This is a genomic window from Bradyrhizobium sp. USDA 3315 (assembly GCF_054056795.1).
Genome location: NZ_JBSRYP010000001.1, coordinates 4,216,377 through 4,233,485 on the forward strand (window position 1 = coordinate 4,216,377; position 17,109 = coordinate 4,233,485).

General features: G+C 63.8%; 18 protein-coding genes. 9 read left to right on the plus strand and 9 right to left on the minus strand.

Features of this window, described 5'->3' with window-relative positions:
- Nucleotides 1–9: 9 nt before the first annotated feature.
- On the plus strand, nucleotides 10–732 hold the full coding sequence (locus tag ACVIYL_RS19410) for a GntR family transcriptional regulator (RefSeq protein ID WP_028335658.1): 723 nt from the start codon (nucleotides 10–12) through the stop codon (nucleotides 730–732).
- Between the two features lie 10 nt (nucleotides 733–742).
- Here the strand turns inward: ACVIYL_RS19410 and ACVIYL_RS19415 are convergent, their stop codons facing one another.
- Genes ACVIYL_RS19415 through ACVIYL_RS19430 form a run of 4 tightly spaced genes read right to left on the minus strand, consistent with a single transcriptional unit; the run spans nucleotide 743 to nucleotide 4,576 of the window.
- On the minus strand, nucleotides 743–2,533 hold the full coding sequence (locus ACVIYL_RS19415; protein WP_456779502.1) for a chloride channel protein: 1,791 nt from the start codon (nucleotides 2,531–2,533) through the stop codon (nucleotides 743–745).
- A gap of 1 nt (nucleotide 2,534) precedes the next feature.
- Nucleotides 2,535–2,795, minus strand: coding sequence for an SUMF1/EgtB/PvdO family nonheme iron enzyme (locus ACVIYL_RS19420; RefSeq protein WP_253607371.1), 261 nt, complete (start codon nucleotides 2,793–2,795; stop codon nucleotides 2,535–2,537).
- Nucleotides 2,792–3,526, minus strand: coding sequence for an SDR family NAD(P)-dependent oxidoreductase (locus tag ACVIYL_RS19425; protein ID WP_456779503.1), 735 nt, complete (start codon nucleotides 3,524–3,526; stop codon nucleotides 2,792–2,794). Before ACVIYL_RS19425 ends, ACVIYL_RS19420 begins: the two co-directional genes overlap by 4 nt.
- A gap of 15 nt (nucleotides 3,527–3,541) precedes the next feature.
- A complete protein-coding gene (locus ACVIYL_RS19430; RefSeq protein WP_456779504.1) occupies nucleotides 3,542–4,576 on the minus strand; it encodes a LacI family DNA-binding transcriptional regulator in 1,035 nt (344 codons plus the stop codon).
- Nucleotides 4,577–4,758: 182 nt separating this feature from the next.
- Between ACVIYL_RS19430 and ACVIYL_RS19435 the strand changes: the two genes are divergently transcribed.
- Genes ACVIYL_RS19435 through ACVIYL_RS19465 form a run of 7 tightly spaced genes read left to right on the plus strand, consistent with a single transcriptional unit; the run spans nucleotide 4,759 to nucleotide 11,920 of the window.
- A complete protein-coding gene (locus tag ACVIYL_RS19435) occupies nucleotides 4,759–6,060 on the plus strand; it encodes an ABC transporter substrate-binding protein (protein WP_198400206.1) in 1,302 nt (433 codons plus the stop codon).
- A gap of 58 nt (nucleotides 6,061–6,118) precedes the next feature.
- Entirely contained in the window at nucleotides 6,119–7,006 is an 888-nt protein-coding gene (locus tag ACVIYL_RS19440; RefSeq protein WP_456779505.1) for a carbohydrate ABC transporter permease, read from the plus strand.
- 4 nt (nucleotides 7,007–7,010) lie between these two features.
- Entirely contained in the window at nucleotides 7,011–7,838 is an 828-nt protein-coding gene (locus ACVIYL_RS19445) for a carbohydrate ABC transporter permease (protein ID WP_028335651.1), read from the plus strand.
- A 7-nt stretch (nucleotides 7,839–7,845) separates the two neighbouring features.
- Nucleotides 7,846–8,850: a zinc-dependent alcohol dehydrogenase family protein gene (locus ACVIYL_RS19450; protein ID WP_253607375.1), complete on the plus strand. Its 1,005-nt coding sequence runs from the start codon at nucleotides 7,846–7,848 to the stop codon at nucleotides 8,848–8,850.
- Between the two features lie 6 nt (nucleotides 8,851–8,856).
- Nucleotides 8,857–9,930 carry an ABC transporter ATP-binding protein gene (locus ACVIYL_RS19455; protein ID WP_456779506.1) on the plus strand — a complete coding sequence of 358 codons (1,074 nt, stop codon included), beginning with the start codon at nucleotides 8,857–8,859 and terminating at the stop codon, nucleotides 9,928–9,930.
- Entirely contained in the window at nucleotides 9,927–10,886 is a 960-nt protein-coding gene (locus ACVIYL_RS19460) for a sugar kinase (protein WP_310881846.1), read from the plus strand. Before ACVIYL_RS19455 ends, ACVIYL_RS19460 begins: the two co-directional genes overlap by 4 nt.
- Nucleotides 10,883–11,920 carry a tagatose 1,6-diphosphate aldolase gene (locus tag ACVIYL_RS19465; RefSeq protein WP_456779507.1) on the plus strand — a complete coding sequence of 346 codons (1,038 nt, stop codon included), beginning with the start codon at nucleotides 10,883–10,885 and terminating at the stop codon, nucleotides 11,918–11,920. The genes ACVIYL_RS19460 and ACVIYL_RS19465 overlap by 4 nt, the downstream gene beginning before the upstream one ends.
- A gap of 104 nt (nucleotides 11,921–12,024) precedes the next feature.
- On the opposite strand, the gene ACVIYL_RS19470 is transcribed toward ACVIYL_RS19465, so the two are convergent.
- The 5 genes from ACVIYL_RS19470 to ACVIYL_RS19490 all read right to left on the minus strand — a co-directional run bounded on the left by ACVIYL_RS19470 (nucleotide 12,025) and on the right by ACVIYL_RS19490 (nucleotide 15,169).
- Nucleotides 12,025–12,531: a DoxX family protein gene (locus ACVIYL_RS19470; protein ID WP_456779508.1), complete on the minus strand. Its 507-nt coding sequence runs from the start codon at nucleotides 12,529–12,531 to the stop codon at nucleotides 12,025–12,027.
- Nucleotides 12,531–13,316 carry an HvfC/BufC N-terminal domain-containing protein gene (locus ACVIYL_RS19475; protein ID WP_456779509.1) on the minus strand — a complete coding sequence of 262 codons (786 nt, stop codon included), beginning with the start codon at nucleotides 13,314–13,316 and terminating at the stop codon, nucleotides 12,531–12,533. Before ACVIYL_RS19475 ends, ACVIYL_RS19470 begins: the two co-directional genes overlap by 1 nt.
- Entirely contained in the window at nucleotides 13,303–14,214 is a 912-nt protein-coding gene (gene bufB / locus ACVIYL_RS19480) for an MNIO family bufferin maturase (RefSeq protein WP_456779510.1), read from the minus strand. Before bufB ends, ACVIYL_RS19475 begins: the two co-directional genes overlap by 14 nt.
- 50 nt (nucleotides 14,215–14,264) lie before the next feature.
- Nucleotides 14,265–14,564: a BufA1 family periplasmic bufferin-type metallophore gene (locus ACVIYL_RS19485; RefSeq protein ID WP_038377692.1), complete on the minus strand. Its 300-nt coding sequence runs from the start codon at nucleotides 14,562–14,564 to the stop codon at nucleotides 14,265–14,267.
- Between the two features lie 299 nt (nucleotides 14,565–14,863).
- The gene (locus ACVIYL_RS19490; RefSeq protein ID WP_456779511.1) at nucleotides 14,864–15,169 is read right to left on the minus strand and encodes a hypothetical protein; all 306 of its coding nucleotides are present in this window, start codon (nucleotides 15,167–15,169) and stop codon (nucleotides 14,864–14,866) included.
- On the opposite strand from ACVIYL_RS19490, the gene ACVIYL_RS19495 reads away from it, so the two are divergent.
- Nucleotides 15,162–17,000, plus strand: coding sequence for an adenylate/guanylate cyclase domain-containing protein (locus ACVIYL_RS19495; RefSeq protein WP_456779512.1), 1,839 nt, complete (start codon nucleotides 15,162–15,164; stop codon nucleotides 16,998–17,000). The genes ACVIYL_RS19490 and ACVIYL_RS19495 overlap by 8 nt on opposite strands.
- Nucleotides 17,001–17,109: the final 109 nt, after the last annotated feature.

The following is a 17,109-nucleotide window of genomic DNA, read 5'->3' on the forward strand; positions in this document are numbered from 1 at the left end:
GAGGGCGAGATGGAATTGAGTTCCGACAGTCACGTCCCCAAATACGCGCAGATTGCCGATATCTTTCGCCAGCGGATTGCGCGCGGCGTCTGGAGTCAAGGTTTTCGCCTGCCGGCCAACGAGGATCTGGCGGCCGAGTTCGGCGTCTCGCGCGTCACCATCAGGCAGGCCGTCGAACTGCTCGCCCGCGACGGTGTCATCGAGGCGCAGCAGGGCCGCGGCACCTTCGTCACCGGGACTGTGCGACAGGACCGCTGGCTCAAGGTCGAGACCACACTGTCCGATCTCGCGGACATGTACCGCGACACCTCGCCGGAGATCATCAACATCTCGGAAAGCCGGAGCGATGCGCCGTTGCTTCCCGAAGACGGCAAGCCGGCCGAGAAATATGTCTTCATGCGCCGTCTGCACTCGCGCCAGAAGCAGCCTTATTGCGTCATTTCCATCTATCTCGATGAGAAGATCTTTCGCAGGTCTCCCAAGCGCTTTCGCAACGAGACGGTGATCCCGATCCTCAACGATCTCAGGGATCCGGCGATCGCCAGCGCCCGCCAGACATTGACCATCGGAACCGCGGACATCGAGGCGGCGCGGCTGCTGCGCGTGCCTTTGAATTCGCCGGTCGCCGAAGTCCGCCGTGTCTTCACGGCGAGCGATCGCACCGTGATCTATCTCGGTGAAGTCACCTATCGCGGCGACTTTGTGCGGATCGATATGGATCTAAGGCCATAGCGCGCAAGCATCACCGCGAAAACAGCTCCTGGTTCCGGCGTTCGAGCTCTTCCCCATAGGTGCGCAGCACATGGGATTCGCTTAAGGTGCCAATCGTGACGCGATGGTCGGCACGGTCGATGACCGCGAGGACGTCGGCTTCGCTCCGTTCAAAGGCCTTCAGGATCTCGCGAACCGACGTGGTCGGAAGCAGGTATTCATCCTGCTGCTGGGCCAGCGACCCGAGCGGATCGTCGTCCCGATTGGTGACGGAATGCAGCGTCGCCGCCGCGACGATGCCGGCATAGCTGCCGTTCGGATCGCGCAGCACGACCTGTCGGACCTGCGCCGGCGAGAACAGCTTCTGCGCCTCGCCGATCGGCATGGTCGTCAGCGCATTCTCGAAGTCGGCGCGCATCAGGGACGCTGCGCTCATCTGACGGACCCAGCCGATGTCCTGCGGACCGCGGATCACCTCGCCGCGCAGGTGGAAGCGCCATGTCGCAAAGCTGTAGCCGAACAACTCGCGGACGATCAGCGCGCAGACCGATGATGCGACCACGGCCCCGACGGTCACGGAGAAATCGCCGGTGATCTCGAGCGCGAGACAAACCATGCTGAACGGTGCGCCGAGCACACCGGTTCCGAGTGCGGCGAGAGCCGCGATGGCGGCGGTCCCGGGCTGAAGCGCGAGCGTGGGGAAGGGGCCGGTCAGCACGACGCTGTAGAGCTGCCCGATCAGCGCGCCGAGCAGCAGCGAGGCGAAGAACAGGCCGCCGCGAAAGCCGGAGCCGAGCGAGACGGCCGATGCCAGGATCTTGAGCACGATGGTCGTCGTGAGCAGGAGCCAGCTCGGATTGCTGACCAGCAGGATCTGCATTGCGCCATGTCCTGCGCCGAGCACGGTCGGCGTCAGCAGGGCGAGGCCGCCGAGCAGCAGGCCGCCGAGGATCGGGCGCACGAAGCCGCTGAAGAGCGTGACGCGCTGAAAGCAACGTTCGGAGAATGCGACCGCGAGCATGACGAGGATGCTGACGAATGCGCAAATGATGCCGATCAGCACGGTCTGTCCGATCATCTCGACGGACACGGGCGATGGGAAGCCGGGCACCATCAGAAAGGACTGGTGCGTCAACCCCCGCGCCACCAGCCAGGCCGTGACGGCGCTGGCGATGACGGGCACCAGAGCGGCCGAGGTGTAGGCTCCCAGCACGACCTCGAAGGCATAGAAGGCGCCGGCCAGCGGAGCCGAAAACGCTGCGCTGATCGCCCCCGCCGCGCCGCAGGCCACCAACAGCCGCATGTCGTTGCGGCGGGCGGCGAGGCGCTGGCCGACATGGGAGCCAAACATCGAGCAGATCTGCGTGTATCCCGCTTCGAGTCCGACCGATCCACCGAATCCGTTGGACAGCAGAGTCTGGATCGAGATCAGCAGGCTGCCGCGGAAGGACACCCGGCCGCCATAGAGTGCGTTGGCTTCGATGGCGTCGGCGAGCTGCTGTCCCTTGACGCGCCGCGCGAAGTACAGCCCGATCAGCGCCAGGACCAGGCCGCCAACTGCCGGGATCAGCAGCGTGCGCTGCCAGGAAATCACGCCGGTGGCGCTCAGATGTGCGTCGAGGGGAATGTCGAACAGCAGCGCGTGCGAAGCCTGGCTGAGGCCCGAGATCGCGGCAACGAGGACGCCGCTCAGCAACCCGACGACAATGCCGACCAGCACGAGGCCGGTCTCGCGATTGCGCACGAAATTGCGCAAGAACAGCGGCAACAGACGGGTGCCGGGAGCAGGGGCCGGCTTCGCGGCATTTGTCGCCAGCGTCATCCTATGCCGGATCCCGCAGCTGCCCGGTGCGCACGACACGGAAGCCGGTCGTGCCCGACGAGCCGACCGGCGCGTTCGGGTTTCGCGCTGCGAAGCGGTGGCGGCTGCCGTGGGACTCGAGGCAGGATTCACCGCGCGTCGAGCGGTTCGGTGCAGGCTCGCGATTCAAGGGGACTCCCGACGGTGCGAGGCGGTCCTCGTACCATTCCCAAACATTTCCGGCGACATTATGCAGGCCGTATCCGTTGGTTTCCTGGCTCATCCGGCAAGAAACCCGCCATCCACCGCGACGACGGTGCCGGTCGCATATTGTGATGCCGGCATGCAGAGGAATGCGACGGCTCCCGCAATGTCCTCCGGCTGACCCCAGCGCTTGAACGCGGTGCGGTCGGCGATGCGCTGATAGTGCGCGCGATCGGTGCGGCCGGCCGCATTGATCGCCGTTTCGATATAGCCGGGCGCAACCGCATTGACCCGGATGCCTTGCTCGGCCCATGCCAAGGCGAGCGCCTTGGTCAGCATCACGACACCGCCCTTGCTGGCGCAATAAGCCGGGATTCGCGGCAGCGCCAATGTCGCATTCATCGAGGCAAGATTGACGATCGCGCCCTTGCTCTCGGCGAGAAGCGGGCGGAACGCCATGCAGGTTCGAAAAGTGCCCGTGAGATTGACGTCGAGCACCTTCATGAAGGTCTCGATCTCGTATTCCTTGTCGCGGGCGAGGATTCCCGCGCAGTTGACCAGCGCATCGACGCGCTTTTGTTGTTGGGCAAAGGACGCAACAGCGGCGTCGTTCGTGACGTCGAGCGTCGCCAGTGCGAGTCCGGGGCGCGATTTCAGCAGGGTGCGCGCCAGATCGGTCTCGTTGGCCGCCGTTGCGGTCACCGTCGCGCCGAGATCGCAAAACTGATTGCTGATCGCGGCGCCAATGTCGCCGGCGCCGCCGATCACCACGGCATGGAAGCCGGACGCAAGAGAGAAATTTGAGCGCATTGCAGGGGTCTCGCTTCAGGATTTGAGAGGGGGAGCCGTCGATTCACGGACCACCAGGGAGAAGTCGATCTCGCGATGCATGATGGTCTGCTCGCCGGCGAGGCTGCGCACCAGATATTCCCCGGCGCGCTGCCAGGTTTCTCCGGTCGGTACGTGGATCGTGGTCAGGCTCGGCCGCAAATGGCGGCTCCAGTCGAGATCGTCGAAGCCGACCACCGACAGGTCGCGCGGCACCGAAAATCCATCGCGCTCCGCCTCGAGCAAGACGCCGTAGGCGATGACATCGTTGCCGCAGACGACGGCGGTCGGACGATCCTTCAGGTTGAGGAGATAGCGAGCCGCTTCTCGCGCGTCATCCAGCGTGTAGGGCACCTCGACATGCCATTGCGGCGGAAGCTCCAGGCCGTTCTCGGTGAGCGCGCGGCGAAAGCCGGCGACGCGAGCGCTGGCGCGGTCGTTGTTGCGCTGGAGCGCCGAGACGATCCCGATGCGGCGGTGGCCAAGCTCGATGACATGCGCAGCGGCGCGATGGGCGGCCGCTTCGTTGTTGGTTCCGACGCACGGGTGGGGTCGATCAGGCTGGTAGATGCCGACATTGATGAAGGGAACCGCGTTGTCCGCAAGCAACTTGCGCAGTCCCTCGTGATGGCAATCACCGCGCAGCACAAGTCCATCGACGCCGCGGCTGATCAAATTGCGCGCTTGCTGCAATTCGACGTCGAGATCGTAGCCGCTCGTGGTGAGAAACAGCATGTATCCGACCGAGGAGAGATACTGCTGTAGCGAGGCGATGCCGCGCGCGAACATCGTGTTGTCGATTGTCGGAACGATCGCGCCAAGAGTGCGCGAGCGCCGTGACGACAGGATGCGCGCCGGCGCATGCGGGATGTAGCCGAGCGCGTCGATGGCCTGTTCGATGCGCACCCGCAGGGAAGGGCTTACCGCATCGGGATTGTTGAGCGCGCGCGACACCGAGGCCGTTGAGACGCCGGCACGGGCTGCGACGGCGCGGATGCCCTGTTTCACGGATTTGGCGTTGGTCAATCGCATCAATGTAACGTTACATTCGATGGGGTAAACCGCGTGGCAGCGGTAATCTCGTAAATTTGCCGCAGAATATCCGGTTTGTCCATTGCTTGACACAACCGATGTGAGGTCTAAATTGTAACCGTTTTCAAGCCGCGTTCAAAATTGCCCGCCAGCTTAAGGCGGCCAGCCGGGAGGAGAGTTCGATGAAGGTCAGGATGCTCGCGACGCACGTCGCGTTGCCCGTTCTCGCGATTGTCGCCGTCAGCGCGCAGGCTCATGCGGCCGATTTCGACTGGATGAAATTCAAGGGCAGGACCGTCACCTTTCTCGCCAATAACAATCCCGTCGCGCAGGCGCTGCTGACCTACAAGGCCGATTTCGAGAAGCTGACCGGCATGACCCTGAAGGTCGACGGCTATCAGGAACAACAGATGCGCCAGCGCCTGGTCACCGTCATGAATGCGAACAGCGACGAGGTCGACGTGTTCATGACGCTGCCTTCGCGCGAGGGCGAGCAGTTCGCCGCGGCCGGCTGGTACGGCGATCTCACTGCGATGGCCAAGAACGAGGTGGCCAAGGAATACGACCCGGCCGGCTTGAGCCAGGCCCTGCTCAAGGCTGCGACCTTCGGGGGCAAGCTGACCAGCATGCCGATGAACATCGAAGGTCCGATCTTCTATTACCGCACCGACATCTTCAAGAAGTGCGGCATCGAGGCGCCAAAGACCATCAAGGATGTCGAGGCGGCGGCCGAGAAGATCAAAACCTGCGACAGCGCTGTCACGCCCTTTGTCTCGCGTGGCCTCAAGCCCGCGGTCGCCTACACCTTCAGCAACATGCTGCACAACATCGGAGGCAGCTACATCGCAGGCGGCAAGTCGAACCTCTGCTCGGCCAAGGGCAAGGAAGCACTCGACACCTATAGCCGGCTGCTGCGCGACTTCGGTCCGCCGGGTGTGGTCAACTACAGCTTCCAGCAGATTTCGGCGCTCTACCGCAGCGGCCGCGCCGCGATGGCATTCGAATCCTCGAACGAGTTGCGCACGGTGATGGAGGGCGGCGCGCGCCTGAAGGACACCGGCCTGTTGCCGTTCCCGGCAGGCGAGGCCGGCCAGGTGCCGACCACGATCGGCTGGGGCATGGCGGTGTCTTCGCACAGCAAGCAGCCGGACGCGGCCTGGTACTTCGTGCAGTGGGCAACCAGCCCCGAGGTGCAGAAGAAAATGGCGCTCCAGGGCATTGCCCCGCCGCGGCCGTCGGTTGCCAAGGATCCTGAGTACCGTAAATGGATCGACGAAGAACCCGTCCGCAAGGAATGGCAGGCTGCGCTCGACGTGCTGGCCACGAAGGGCTCCTCCGAGGTCGGCTATCCCATCATCGCCAACCCGGAATCACGCGAATTCATCGGCCAGGCCGTGCAGGACCTGATCTTGAAGCAGAAGCCCATCGACCAGGCCTGTGCTGATGCCGACAAGGCGCTCGATGCGCTGATCGCCCAGAAGTAACCGCCTGATGCTGGCAGGCTTATGCCTGCCGGCGCCTCACTCTCAAGGAAACGGACGCATGTCGGACGCGGCTGCGACACTCACGCAGGACCGGCAGAAGCTGGAAATGGCGACGCTCTCGGCGCCGGCCGTGATCTTCACGGTCGCGATGATCGCGTTTCCGGTCGTCTATACGATCTGGCTCGGCTTCCAGACATTCTCCTCGACCGGCAAGCAATCCTTTGCGGGCCTCGCCAATTACTCAAAGCTGATCTTCGACTACGAGTTTTGGCACGGGCTCTGGATCACCATAGCGCTCTATGTGCTGTCGTTGGTGCTCCAACTCGTCTTTGGCGTGTGGCTGGCTCTGGTGTTGTTTCACGCCAGGCGCTTGCCGGGAATCGTGCGCTCGCTGTTCATCTCCCCGTTCATGATGCCGCCAGTGGTGGCGGGCATGATGTGGCTGGTGATCCTCGATCCTTCGCTGGGCGCGGCCAATTACATCCTCCAGTCGTTCGGCCTGCCGCCGTCGGACTGGCTGGCGTCGCCGACCTGGGTTATCCCTACCGTCGCTCTGATCGACAGCTGGCAGTGGACGCCTTACGTCGCCTTGATCGTGTTGGGCGGCCTGCAATCCCTGCCGCCGAGCGTCTACGAGGCCGCGCAGATCGACGGGGCATCGCCGTTCAAGACCTTCCAGCGCATCACTTTGCCGCTGCTCTTGCCGACCATCGTCACCGCGGCCATCCTGCGCAGCGTCGATCTCCTGCGTTTCTTCGACATCATCTACATCACGACCCAGGGCGGCCCCGGCAACGCCTCGAACACGCTCAACATCTACGGCTTCCGGGTCGGCTTCGAATTCTTCAACATCGGTTACGCCAGCGCCCTGATGCTGACGCTGACGGCGATCGTGTTCGGCGCCGTGCTCGCCTTCAACCGCCTGCGCGGCGCTGTGGCGTGGTGATGTCATGACGGATGCCGCCAACACCGACCGCTGGATCCGCTGGCTCAACACCGTGCAGCTCGTGCTGGCCGGCGTGCTCATCATGGCGCCGACGGTCTGGATGGTGTTGTCCTCGTTCAAGCCGTCGTTCGAGGTCACCGCCTATCCGCCGACGCTGATCTTCACGCCGACGCTTGACAATTATGTCGAGCTGACCAAGACCACGCCGTTCCTCAGCTATGCGCTCAACAGCCTCATCGTCACCGTCGGCTCGACGGCGCTCGGCTTACTGTTCGGCATCCCCGCCGCTTTCGCCGTCTCCTGGACACGGATCTCATGGCCGGCGATCCTGACGCTCGCAGCGCGCATGGCGCCGGGCACGCTGTTCCTGCTGCCGTGGTACGTCATGTTCCGGCAGGTCGGGATGATCGGCTCCTACACCGCGCTGATCCTGAGCCACGCGGTCATCACGCTGCCGATCGTGATCTGGGTGTTGCTGCCATCCTTCGACGGCATCCCGCGCAGCGTCTTCGAGGCGGCGCAGGTCGACGGATGCAGCGTCACGCGCATCCTCTGGCGCATCGCGCTGCCGCTGGTGGCGTCCGGCGTCGCCGTCTCGGCGATCCTCGCCTTCGTCTTCTCATGGAACTACTTCCTGTTTGCGCTGGTGCTCTCCAACGGCGACACCAAGACGCTGATCGCGGCGGCCTTCAACTTCATCGGCGAAGGCTCGACGCAATGGGGCGCTCTCATGGCCGCGGCGACGCTGATCGCACTGCCGCCGCTGGTGCTGGCTGCCCTGGTTCAGCGCTGGCTGGTGTCCGGACTGACGCTCGGTGCGGTGAAAGGCTAGGTATCTGATGAACGTGTCACCCCGTCCGAATTCGATCATGCAGGCCGCGGTCTTCCACGGCGGCGACCGCATCACCATCGAGCGCGTGGCAATGCCTGACGTCGGCACAGGTGAAGTGCTCGTGCGCGTTTCGCGCACCGCGCTGTGCGGTTCTGACTTCAAGCTCTGGCACAAGGGCGCAGAGTTCACCGCCGGCCATGAGATTTTCGGCGTGGTTGAGCAGCCCGGTCACCGGCTACATGGTCGCCGCTGTGCCGTCTATATTCCACTCCACTGCGACCATTGCGCGGCCTGCAAGCGCGGCGATACCCAGATGTGCCTGGAGGTCTCCAGCCTGATCGGCTGGAACCGGCCGGGCGGCTACGCCGAATACGTGCCGGTGCCGGAAAATTGCCTGCTGCCGGTGCCCGATGACATCGAGGACAGCCTTGCGCCGCTCTTGCTCGACACCATCGGCACGTCGGGCCACGCCGTGCGTTTCGTCAGCCGCGTGGTGCCGCCCGGTGAGGCCGGACCTGTTCTTGTCATGGGCGCCGGGCCGGTCGGCCTCGGCGTCGTGCTGGCGCTCCGTGCGCTCGGCTACAACGACATCTACGTTGCCGACCCCAATGCGACGCGGTTGAAGATCGCGCAATCCTTCGGCGCGAAGGCGCATCCCGTGGGCGACACCTCGAAGCGCTTTGCTCTCATCATGGAATGCTCCGGCGCGCATGCGGCGCGCAACCTCGGCATCGAGCTTGTCCTGCCGCGCGGCGCGCTGGTGCTGGTCGGCGAGAACGCCGCGCCCTGGACCATCGAGGAGGGCAAGGTGTTCCGCCGCAAGGACTTCTACATGATCCGGACCTTCTACTTTCCGGTCTCGGATTTCGAGCCGAACATCGAGCTGCTGCGCAAGTTCAAGGACGAATACCGCGTCCTCGTCGACGGCGAGTTCGGCCTGTCGGCGCTGCCTGAGAATTTCGCCCGCTTTGCCAGGGGCGAACTGATCAAGCCGGTACTGGCGCTGGGTTAGGCGATCATGGCCTCGATCTCGATCCGCAACCTCGTCAAGCGCTACGGCAGTTTCACCGTGATCCCCGATCTCAATCTGGAGATCGCGGACCATGAATTCGTCGTCTTCGTCGGGCCGTCCGGCTGTGGCAAGTCGACCCTGCTGCGAATCATTGCGGGTCTCGAGCCGATCACGTCGGGTGACCTCTACATCGGCGACAAGCGCGTCAACGGCGTGCAAGCTGCACAGCGCGATATTGCGATGGTGTTCCAGGACTACGCGCTCTATCCGCACATGCGCGTCTACGACAATATGTCGTTCGCATTGGAGCTGCGGGGAACGCCAAAGGCGGAGATCGATGCGCGCGTGAAGCGTGCCGCCGCACTCCTGCACATCGAGCCCTATCTCGATCGCAAGCCGAAGCAGCTCTCCGGCGGACAGCGCCAGCGCGTCGCCATGGGCCGTGCGATTGTGCGCAATCCCAAGGCGTTCCTGTTCGACGAGCCGTTGTCCAACCTCGACGCAAAACTGCGCGGACAGGTGCGGGCCGAGATCAAGGCGCTATCGCAGGAGCTCAAGACCACCATGGTTTTCGTGACCCATGACCAGATCGAGGCCATGACGATGGCTGACCGGATCGTGGTGCTCCAGAACGGGACGATCCAGCAATACGACACGCCGGAGACGGTCTACGAGCGGCCGGCCAACCAGTTCGTCGCCGGCTTCATCGGCTCGCCGGCCATGAACTTCTTCCCGGTCGAATGGCGTGAGGAGCGCGCGATCCTCTCGCAAGGCGCAACGGCGGTGCCGCTGGACGGCGAGGCCGCAAGCCGCCTGCGGCAGGCCGGAAACGCCGTGCTCGGCATTCGTCCTGAACATTTTGCCGTCGCGACCGATGCGGCCGACGGCATCGCCATCAAAGTCAAGCTGGTCGAGCCGCTCGGCTCGGATACGCTGATCCATTTCGATCTCGCGGGCGTCTCCGCGATCGCAAGGGTCGATCCGTCGTTGCGACCAAAGCTCGGCGACCGCCTCAGCTTGCGGCCGCAGCCGGGCAAGACGCATTTGTTCGATGCAGCGAACGGGCAGGTTTTGCGGTGAGCGCATCGGCGAACATAGCAGCTCTTTCGGCGCTCGCGGATGTGGCGTCGGGAGCCAGGGGCGTCCAGGTGATCTGCCTTGGGCTATCCGCGCTCGATCAGGTCTGGCGCGTCGATCGGCTCTTTGCGGGCAACAGCGAGAAGATAAAGGCCATCGACTACGGTACCCTTGGCGGCGGAATGGCCGCCAATGCCGCGGTCGCGGTCGCGCGGCTCGGTGCCTCCGTCGCGTTCTGGGGGCGGGCAGGGGACGATGCCGCCGGGCACGAGATGCGGTCGGCTTTTGCGGCCGAAGGTGTCGACGTCGAGAATTTCCGGCTGTTTCCCGATGGCCGCTCATCGGTCTCGGGGATCATTGTCGACAGTTCGGGCGAGCGGCAGATCGTGAACTTCCGTGGTCTGTTTCCGGAAGCGGCCGATTGGCTTCCGCTTGAAGCCGTCGCTCGCGCATCCTCGGTGCTGGCCGATCCGCGCTGGGTGGAGGGCGCCGCGACGCTGTTTCGCGAGGCGCGTGCGCGCGGCATTCCGACGGTGCTCGACGGCGACATGGCTGATGCCGAGGTATTCGAGCGACTGCTGCCCCTGACCGACCACGCGATCTTTTCCGAGCCCGCGCTCGCTTCTTTCGCCGGATCTGCCAAAGACGAATCGCTCGCAGCACTGGCGCGCTTCGGCTGCCGCGTCATCGCCACTACGCGCGGCGAGGGTGGCGTCAGTTGGTACGAGAATGGCCAGCTGCACCGGCGCGCCGCCTATGCCGTCGATGTCGTCGATACCACCGGTGCTGGCGATGTCTTCCACGGCGCTTATGCCCTTGCGATCGGCGTCGGCCTCGATGTGGGCCACGCCATGGCGTTTTCCGCAGCCACGGCCGCGATGAAATGTCGCCACGCCGGTGGCCGCAACGGAATCCCCACCATCAACGACTGTCTTGCATTCATGAGGACGAAGCCATGAGAACGATTGGAAAGAACCGCGGGCTGGGACGGCTTGCTGACGCGGAAGGCCACTTTCGCATGGTGGCGTTGGATCAGCGGCCGCCGCTGTTCGATGCCATTGCGAAGGCGAAGGGAATCACGCGGGATCAGGTCGAATATTCCGACGTCACGGCGGCCAAGCGGCTCCTCGTGGAGAACCTCGCACCGCATTGCAGCTCGATGTTGTTCGACCCGAATTTTGCCGTGCCCGCAGCGATCGATCTGTTGCCGCCGCGCTGCGGCCTGATCATGACGCTGGAGGAGCATCGCGTCGAGGAGACCGCGGGCGGTCGCAAGTCGCGCGCGATCGCCAACTGGAGTGTGGAGAAAATTCGCGCCATGGGCGGCGACGCCGTCAAGGTGCTGGCCTGGTATCGGCCGGATGCGGACGCCGCGGTCAACGAGCATCAGAAGCGCTTCGTGCGCGAGATTGGCGAGGAGTGCGCCCGCCACGACGTTCCCTATGTTCTTGAACTGCTGGTCTATCCGTTCCTTGGCAGCGCCAATCACACCGCCGATTACGTGGAATCGCCCGGCAAGCTGCCGGGCCTCGTCATCGATAGCGTGCGCGAGTTTGCCAGGCCCGAATACGGCGTCGATCTCCTGAAGCTTGAGAGCCCTCTCGCGGCCAACAGTCTGCCGGCCCGTGACGGCAGCGCGGAAGCCAAGGCCGCGCAGAAGGAATTCGATGCGATCGGCGATATCTGCCGCGAGCGGAGCATTCCCTGGGTCTTGCTGTCGGGCGGCGCCGCGCCGGAAAAATTCGAGCGCGTCCTCGACTTCGCCTATGCCGCGGGCGCGGGCGGTTTCCTGGCCGGCCGCACCATCTGGCTCGATGCCGTCCTGAAGAATTTCCCGGACCTTGCGGCGGTTTCGGCGAGCCTGCGCAAGGACGGCCTCGGCGTGCTTGAGCGGCTCAACAAGCTGACGACGGCCAAGGGCACGCCGTGGAAGGCGCGCTTTCCTGTATTCACTGACATCAAGCAGGAGGGCGACTTCGCCCGCGCCTATTGAAATGGTAACGGCGCAACGTGTCTTGGTGGGTCCGGCAGGACTCGAACCTGCAACCAGACCGTCATGAGCGGCCGGAAAAGGGATGCGGACGCTAGCTTGAGTACTCAGTTCGCTTGCCGAAGGAATCCGTGTATCAGATGATCCGCCGAGATGCGTCCCGGTCCCCAAGCCATGATCCCGAGCGCCATCGCCGCCCAAGTGAGGTGGATCGGCCAGCCGTCGGGCACGGTGAGTTCGACAATCATGGTCATGAACAACAGCCCGAGTGCGGCAAAGCGGGTGCCAAGGCCGAGCACCAGCAGCACCGGAAAGGTAATCTCGCCGCATCCGGACAGGAATGCCATCACCGCAGGTAGCGGATAGTGATAGGGCCCGCCTGGCAGGTGCAGCATGAACTCGTCGGTGAACAGCGTCACCGCGGTGTCGCTAAGCTTGAGGAAGCCGGTCCATTTCAGGATGCCGGATTTCCAGAACGGCACCGCCAGCGCCACGCGCATCACGAATTGAACCAGCGACGGCAAGGCCACTGTCTGGATCAGGCGCTCGGCCTTGTCAGCGAGGTGACTCAGCCGGTAGCGTTCACTGGCGCCAAAATGCTGATCGATGACCATCATGCTTCTCCGAAATTGATTGATGTGAAAGCGCCAGCCTCGATCATGCCCGCGATGTTCGCCGCGATGTCGAAGCCGGGCGAGGACTGAAGTGCCGACGCTGCGGCGTCGCCAAGCGGCCGTCCCGACATCAGGTTTGTCAGAAACACCGCGCCGCCCTCGGGCAGATGGCGCACGGCGACGTCCATCTCGGGCCGGGTGATCAGAGCATCTTCCGGCGTTCCCGCGTCGATCGGACCCGGCATCTCTCCGCCGCGATTGGTGGCGAAGATCGTCACCGCCGCGAAAGGCGAGCGGACGAGTCCTGCTGCAGGATGTGCGGTGAACACCACATCCGCCAGCCGCTCCGGCGGAACCAGAGTGAGCGCATCCCGTGACAGTGGCGCGGCATCGGCGGCATGATAGGCATCGAGCCAGGCCCGCTCGATCCGCGCGACATCCGCTAGCCAGGGCATGGCACAGGCATATTCGTAGGTTTCGATGAACGCGGGAAAGTCGCGGCCATAGTCGAGCAAGAGTGGCGATGTTGGCGGCGAGGCCCGGACATGGAAACGCGCCATGGCACGGAAGAACTCGACGCCCGTGATGCGCTGGATCGCAGGGTAGACCGCGGCAAGCGCATCGATCAGGCTGACCGTGACGTTGTTGCGATAGACGTTGTAGCGCCGGACCGCCGCCTTTCCGTTCGGCCCGGTGACGAGCGAGGGCGTCTCGCGCCCAGGGTCGATCAGCGCAGCCGCGAAGCGCGCCGCGTAGGACGAGAGCTCCTCCTCAAGCGGCAGCATAGCGCATCTCCCGCTGGTGGTGGTCGAGGATTGCTTGCGCCGCGGCCGCTTCGGCCTTCAGCACGGGCCAGTCCGGAATTTTGCTATCCCATTCGACCAGCGTCGGGACGGGACCACAGCGCGAGATGACGATCTCGAACAGCTTCCACACCGAGTCCTTGACCGGTCTGTCATGGCTATCGATCAGGAGCAGGTCGCCTTCATCGTCGAGCTGCTCGGCATGACCGGCGAGATGGATTTCGCCGACGCGTGACAACGGAAAGTCGGAGAGATAGTCGAGCGCGGAGAAGCCGTGATTGTTTGCCGAGACAAACACATTGTTGATGTCGAGCAGCAGTCCGCATCCGGTGCGTTCCGCGACGCGGCGGATGAACTCGGTCTCGCTCATCGTCGATTCGGTGAATGCGAGATAGGTCGACGGATTTTCCAGCAGCAGCGGCCGCCAGATGGCGTCTTGCACTTGATCGATATGATCGCAGACCCGTGCGAGCGTCGCTTCGGTATAGGGTAGTGGCAACAGGTCGTTGAAGTAGGTGGTGTCGTGGGTCGACCAGGCGAGATGTTCCGATACCAGCGCGGGCTCGTAGCGCTCGACGAGATCGCGGAAGCGCTTCAGATGCGCCTTGTCGAGCGGCCGTTCGCCGCCGATCGACATGCACACACCATGCAATGATACCGGATGATCGCGGCGCACGGCTTCCAGCGCGCGATGCGGCGGCCCGCCCGCGCCCATGTAATTCTCTGCATGCACCTCGAAGAAGCCACGCTGCCGTCCCGCGCCAAGGATCGCAGCAAGGTGCCCGGGCTTGAAGCTGGTGCCAGCCAGGCCATGTATGGCAAGCGCGGGAAAGCGGGGAGGCTCGGCTGCGAGCAACCGGGACGAGATCGCAGCGTTCATGTCGTCTCTCCGCTTTCTCTATGATCGTGAACGTCTGCCGTGCGGTGCGACTAGACCGGCTTGAGCGATCCGGTCTTCCCGTTCGGAAGCTGGATGCTGGTGCAGGTGCCACCCTGCACGAACTTCCACGCATTGCCCTGAAAGTCGACCGTCGAGGTGCCTTGGCAAGTCGTGCCGGGGCCGGCCGCGCAATCGTTCTGGCCCTTCAGCGCGACGCCGAAGCACTTCTCCTTGTGGGCCGCGGTCGCTGCATCCGCCTCGGCCTTGGTGAGGGGAGCGGCGGTGGCAAGGGTTGCAAGCGCGGTCGAAACGGCGCCGGCAAGGACAAGCGAGCTGATGACATTCTTCATAGATCTCTCCACATCGTTATTTTGCGTCGCCTCCTGAGGCGTCGGGGGCGCATCGAAAGGTTCGTTCCGTTCGCTGCCGCCGTTACGGTGTTGGCAGCTCACGAATCCGTGACTTCGCTGCAGGTGTCACGCAAATGGCTCTTGTGCCGTCTGCGTGCCGATCAAATACGCTGGCATCGACCGGAGCCTCCAATGCCTTGTCGCTATGGAAACCGGGCGGGTCGAGCATTGGCGATGGCGACGCTCCGCCTGTCATAATTCCGGGACGTAACAATCTGCCGGACGCAAGCGTATCGCCATCAAGCCCTCCGACCGCCGGCGAAGGCCAACATGAACGCCTTTGAACGCCCCAGCGCCCTCGAACGACCGCGGTCACCGTCTTCGGCGAGGATGCTGACGATCAGCATTCGTCTTGCCGTCTCGGCGCTGGTCCTTACGGCGATCCTGCTCACCGCCGCCGCCTCGAGCCTGCTCTGGTGGCGCACGGCCGAATCGATCAGCCGGCAGCTCGCCTCGACGATCAACGAACAGATCGTTGCTGCCGTTCGCAAAGAGGTGTCCGCGATCGTCAATGAAGCGCGCGCCGCCCACACCGCCGTGCGCACGCTGTTCCTGCAGAACGTGCTCGATACCCGCGAGGCCGACAAGCGCGAGTTCGTGTTCCTATCACAATTGCAGTCGCAAGCGACGATCTCCTGGGTCGCCTTCGGGTGGCCCGACGGTTCCTTCTTCGCCGCGCATAAGCTCGGTGACGGCCATCTCGAGATGATGGAGATCTCGAAGATCGACCATGTCGGCCAGCGCCGCATCGACGAATATGAAGTTATCCCCGGCGACATCGAATTTGAATCCCGCCGTTTCGAACCCACAGACTTTAGCGTCACTATGCAGGACTGGTTCAAGATCGGCATGGAGGCCAAGGGCCCGCAGTGGTTCGGGGTCGTCGACCATCCGATCGGCCCGCGCCCATCGATCGCCTTCGCGGGGCCGATCGATGTCTATCAGGAACGTCAGGGCGTCCTTGCGATCATCATCGAGTACACCAGGCTCTCCCGTTTCCTCGCCCAGCTCGAGGTCGGCCGCACCGGAACGGCTTTCATCCTCGGTGCCGGCGACGAATTGATCGCGGCTCCCGACAAGAACGCCGACGAACTGCATCCCGCGCACAGCCGGATCGATCTGTTGTCGTTGGCGCGGATGGCTCTGACACTGGCCGGCGAGGACGGTCGCAAGGAAGCCTGGCGGCGGCGGCTTACCCTCGATGGCGCAGCCTATGAGGTTGGGCTGACGCCCTTACCATTTACCGGCTGGTGCCTGGCGACCGTGATCCCTGAGGCTGAGTTTCTTGGCCCGGTCGAAACCACGCTGCGACGGCTCATCATCGGTCTTGCCATCGGTGCGCTGCTCGCCGCCCTGTTCTCTGCGATGCTGGCGCGGTCGGTGATCGCCGCACCGCTCGCCCGTGTGGTCGGCGAAATCCGACATGTGGAAAGTTTTGCGCTGGAACAGGTGCGCCGCCACCCGTCGCGGCTCGCCGAGATTTCGAGCCTTTCGGGCGCGATAGCCGAGATGGCGCAGGGCTTGTCTGCTTTTCGCAAATTCATTCCTGCCGATCTGGTCCGGTCGCTCCTTCGCCAGGGCATCGAGGCGAAACCTGGCGGCTCGATCCAGGAGCTGACGGTAATGTTTATCGATGTGGCCGGCTTCACCGGGCTTTCCGAGCGCATGGGGGATCGGGTTGTGCCGCTGTTGTCGCGATATCTCGACGTCGCCTCCGAAGTCATCGTCGCCCACGGCGGCACCATCGACAAATTCATTGGCGACGCTGTGATGGCATTCTGGGGCGCGCCGACAGCGCAGGCCGAACATGCCCTTCTCTGTTGCCGTGCAGCACTCGTCTGCCGCCAGGGCATTGAGGCCGCGGGCGTCAGGGACGACCAGGGCCATCCCCTGCAAATCCGGATCGGCATCAATTCCGGCCGCATGCTGGTTGGCAATGTCGGCTCCGAATTGCGGCTGAACTACACGGTGATTGGCGATGCCGTGAACGTGGCGAGCCGCCTCGAAGGCGCCAACAAGCACTATGAGACGCAAATTCTGATCGGCGCCGAGACCAAGCGCCTCGTTCAGGGGGCGATGATCACACGCGAGATCGATCGCATAGCCGTCTACGGCAAGACAGAAGGCCTCGCCGTGCATGAACTGATCGGTTCGGCTGCAGGCGACGCTTACCCGGCCTGGATCATCGATTACGAACAGGGACTACTTGAATATCGCAAGCGCGACTTCGCCAGCGCCATATGCTGCTTCGAGGCTGTCTTGCGCCAGCGTCCTCACGACAGGCCGACTGAACTGATGCTCGACCGCTGCAAGCTCCTCGAGCAGTCGGGTGTTGACGACACGTGGTCACCTGTCGTGACACTTCAGTCAAAATAGCCGACCCGCCGGCACCAGACAGACGACTGGATGCTGGCTATGCTCGAAAGCGGCAGCTTCGATATCCAATAAGGACGTCGTTGCCAGCCCGCTGGTCAATCCTGAGTTC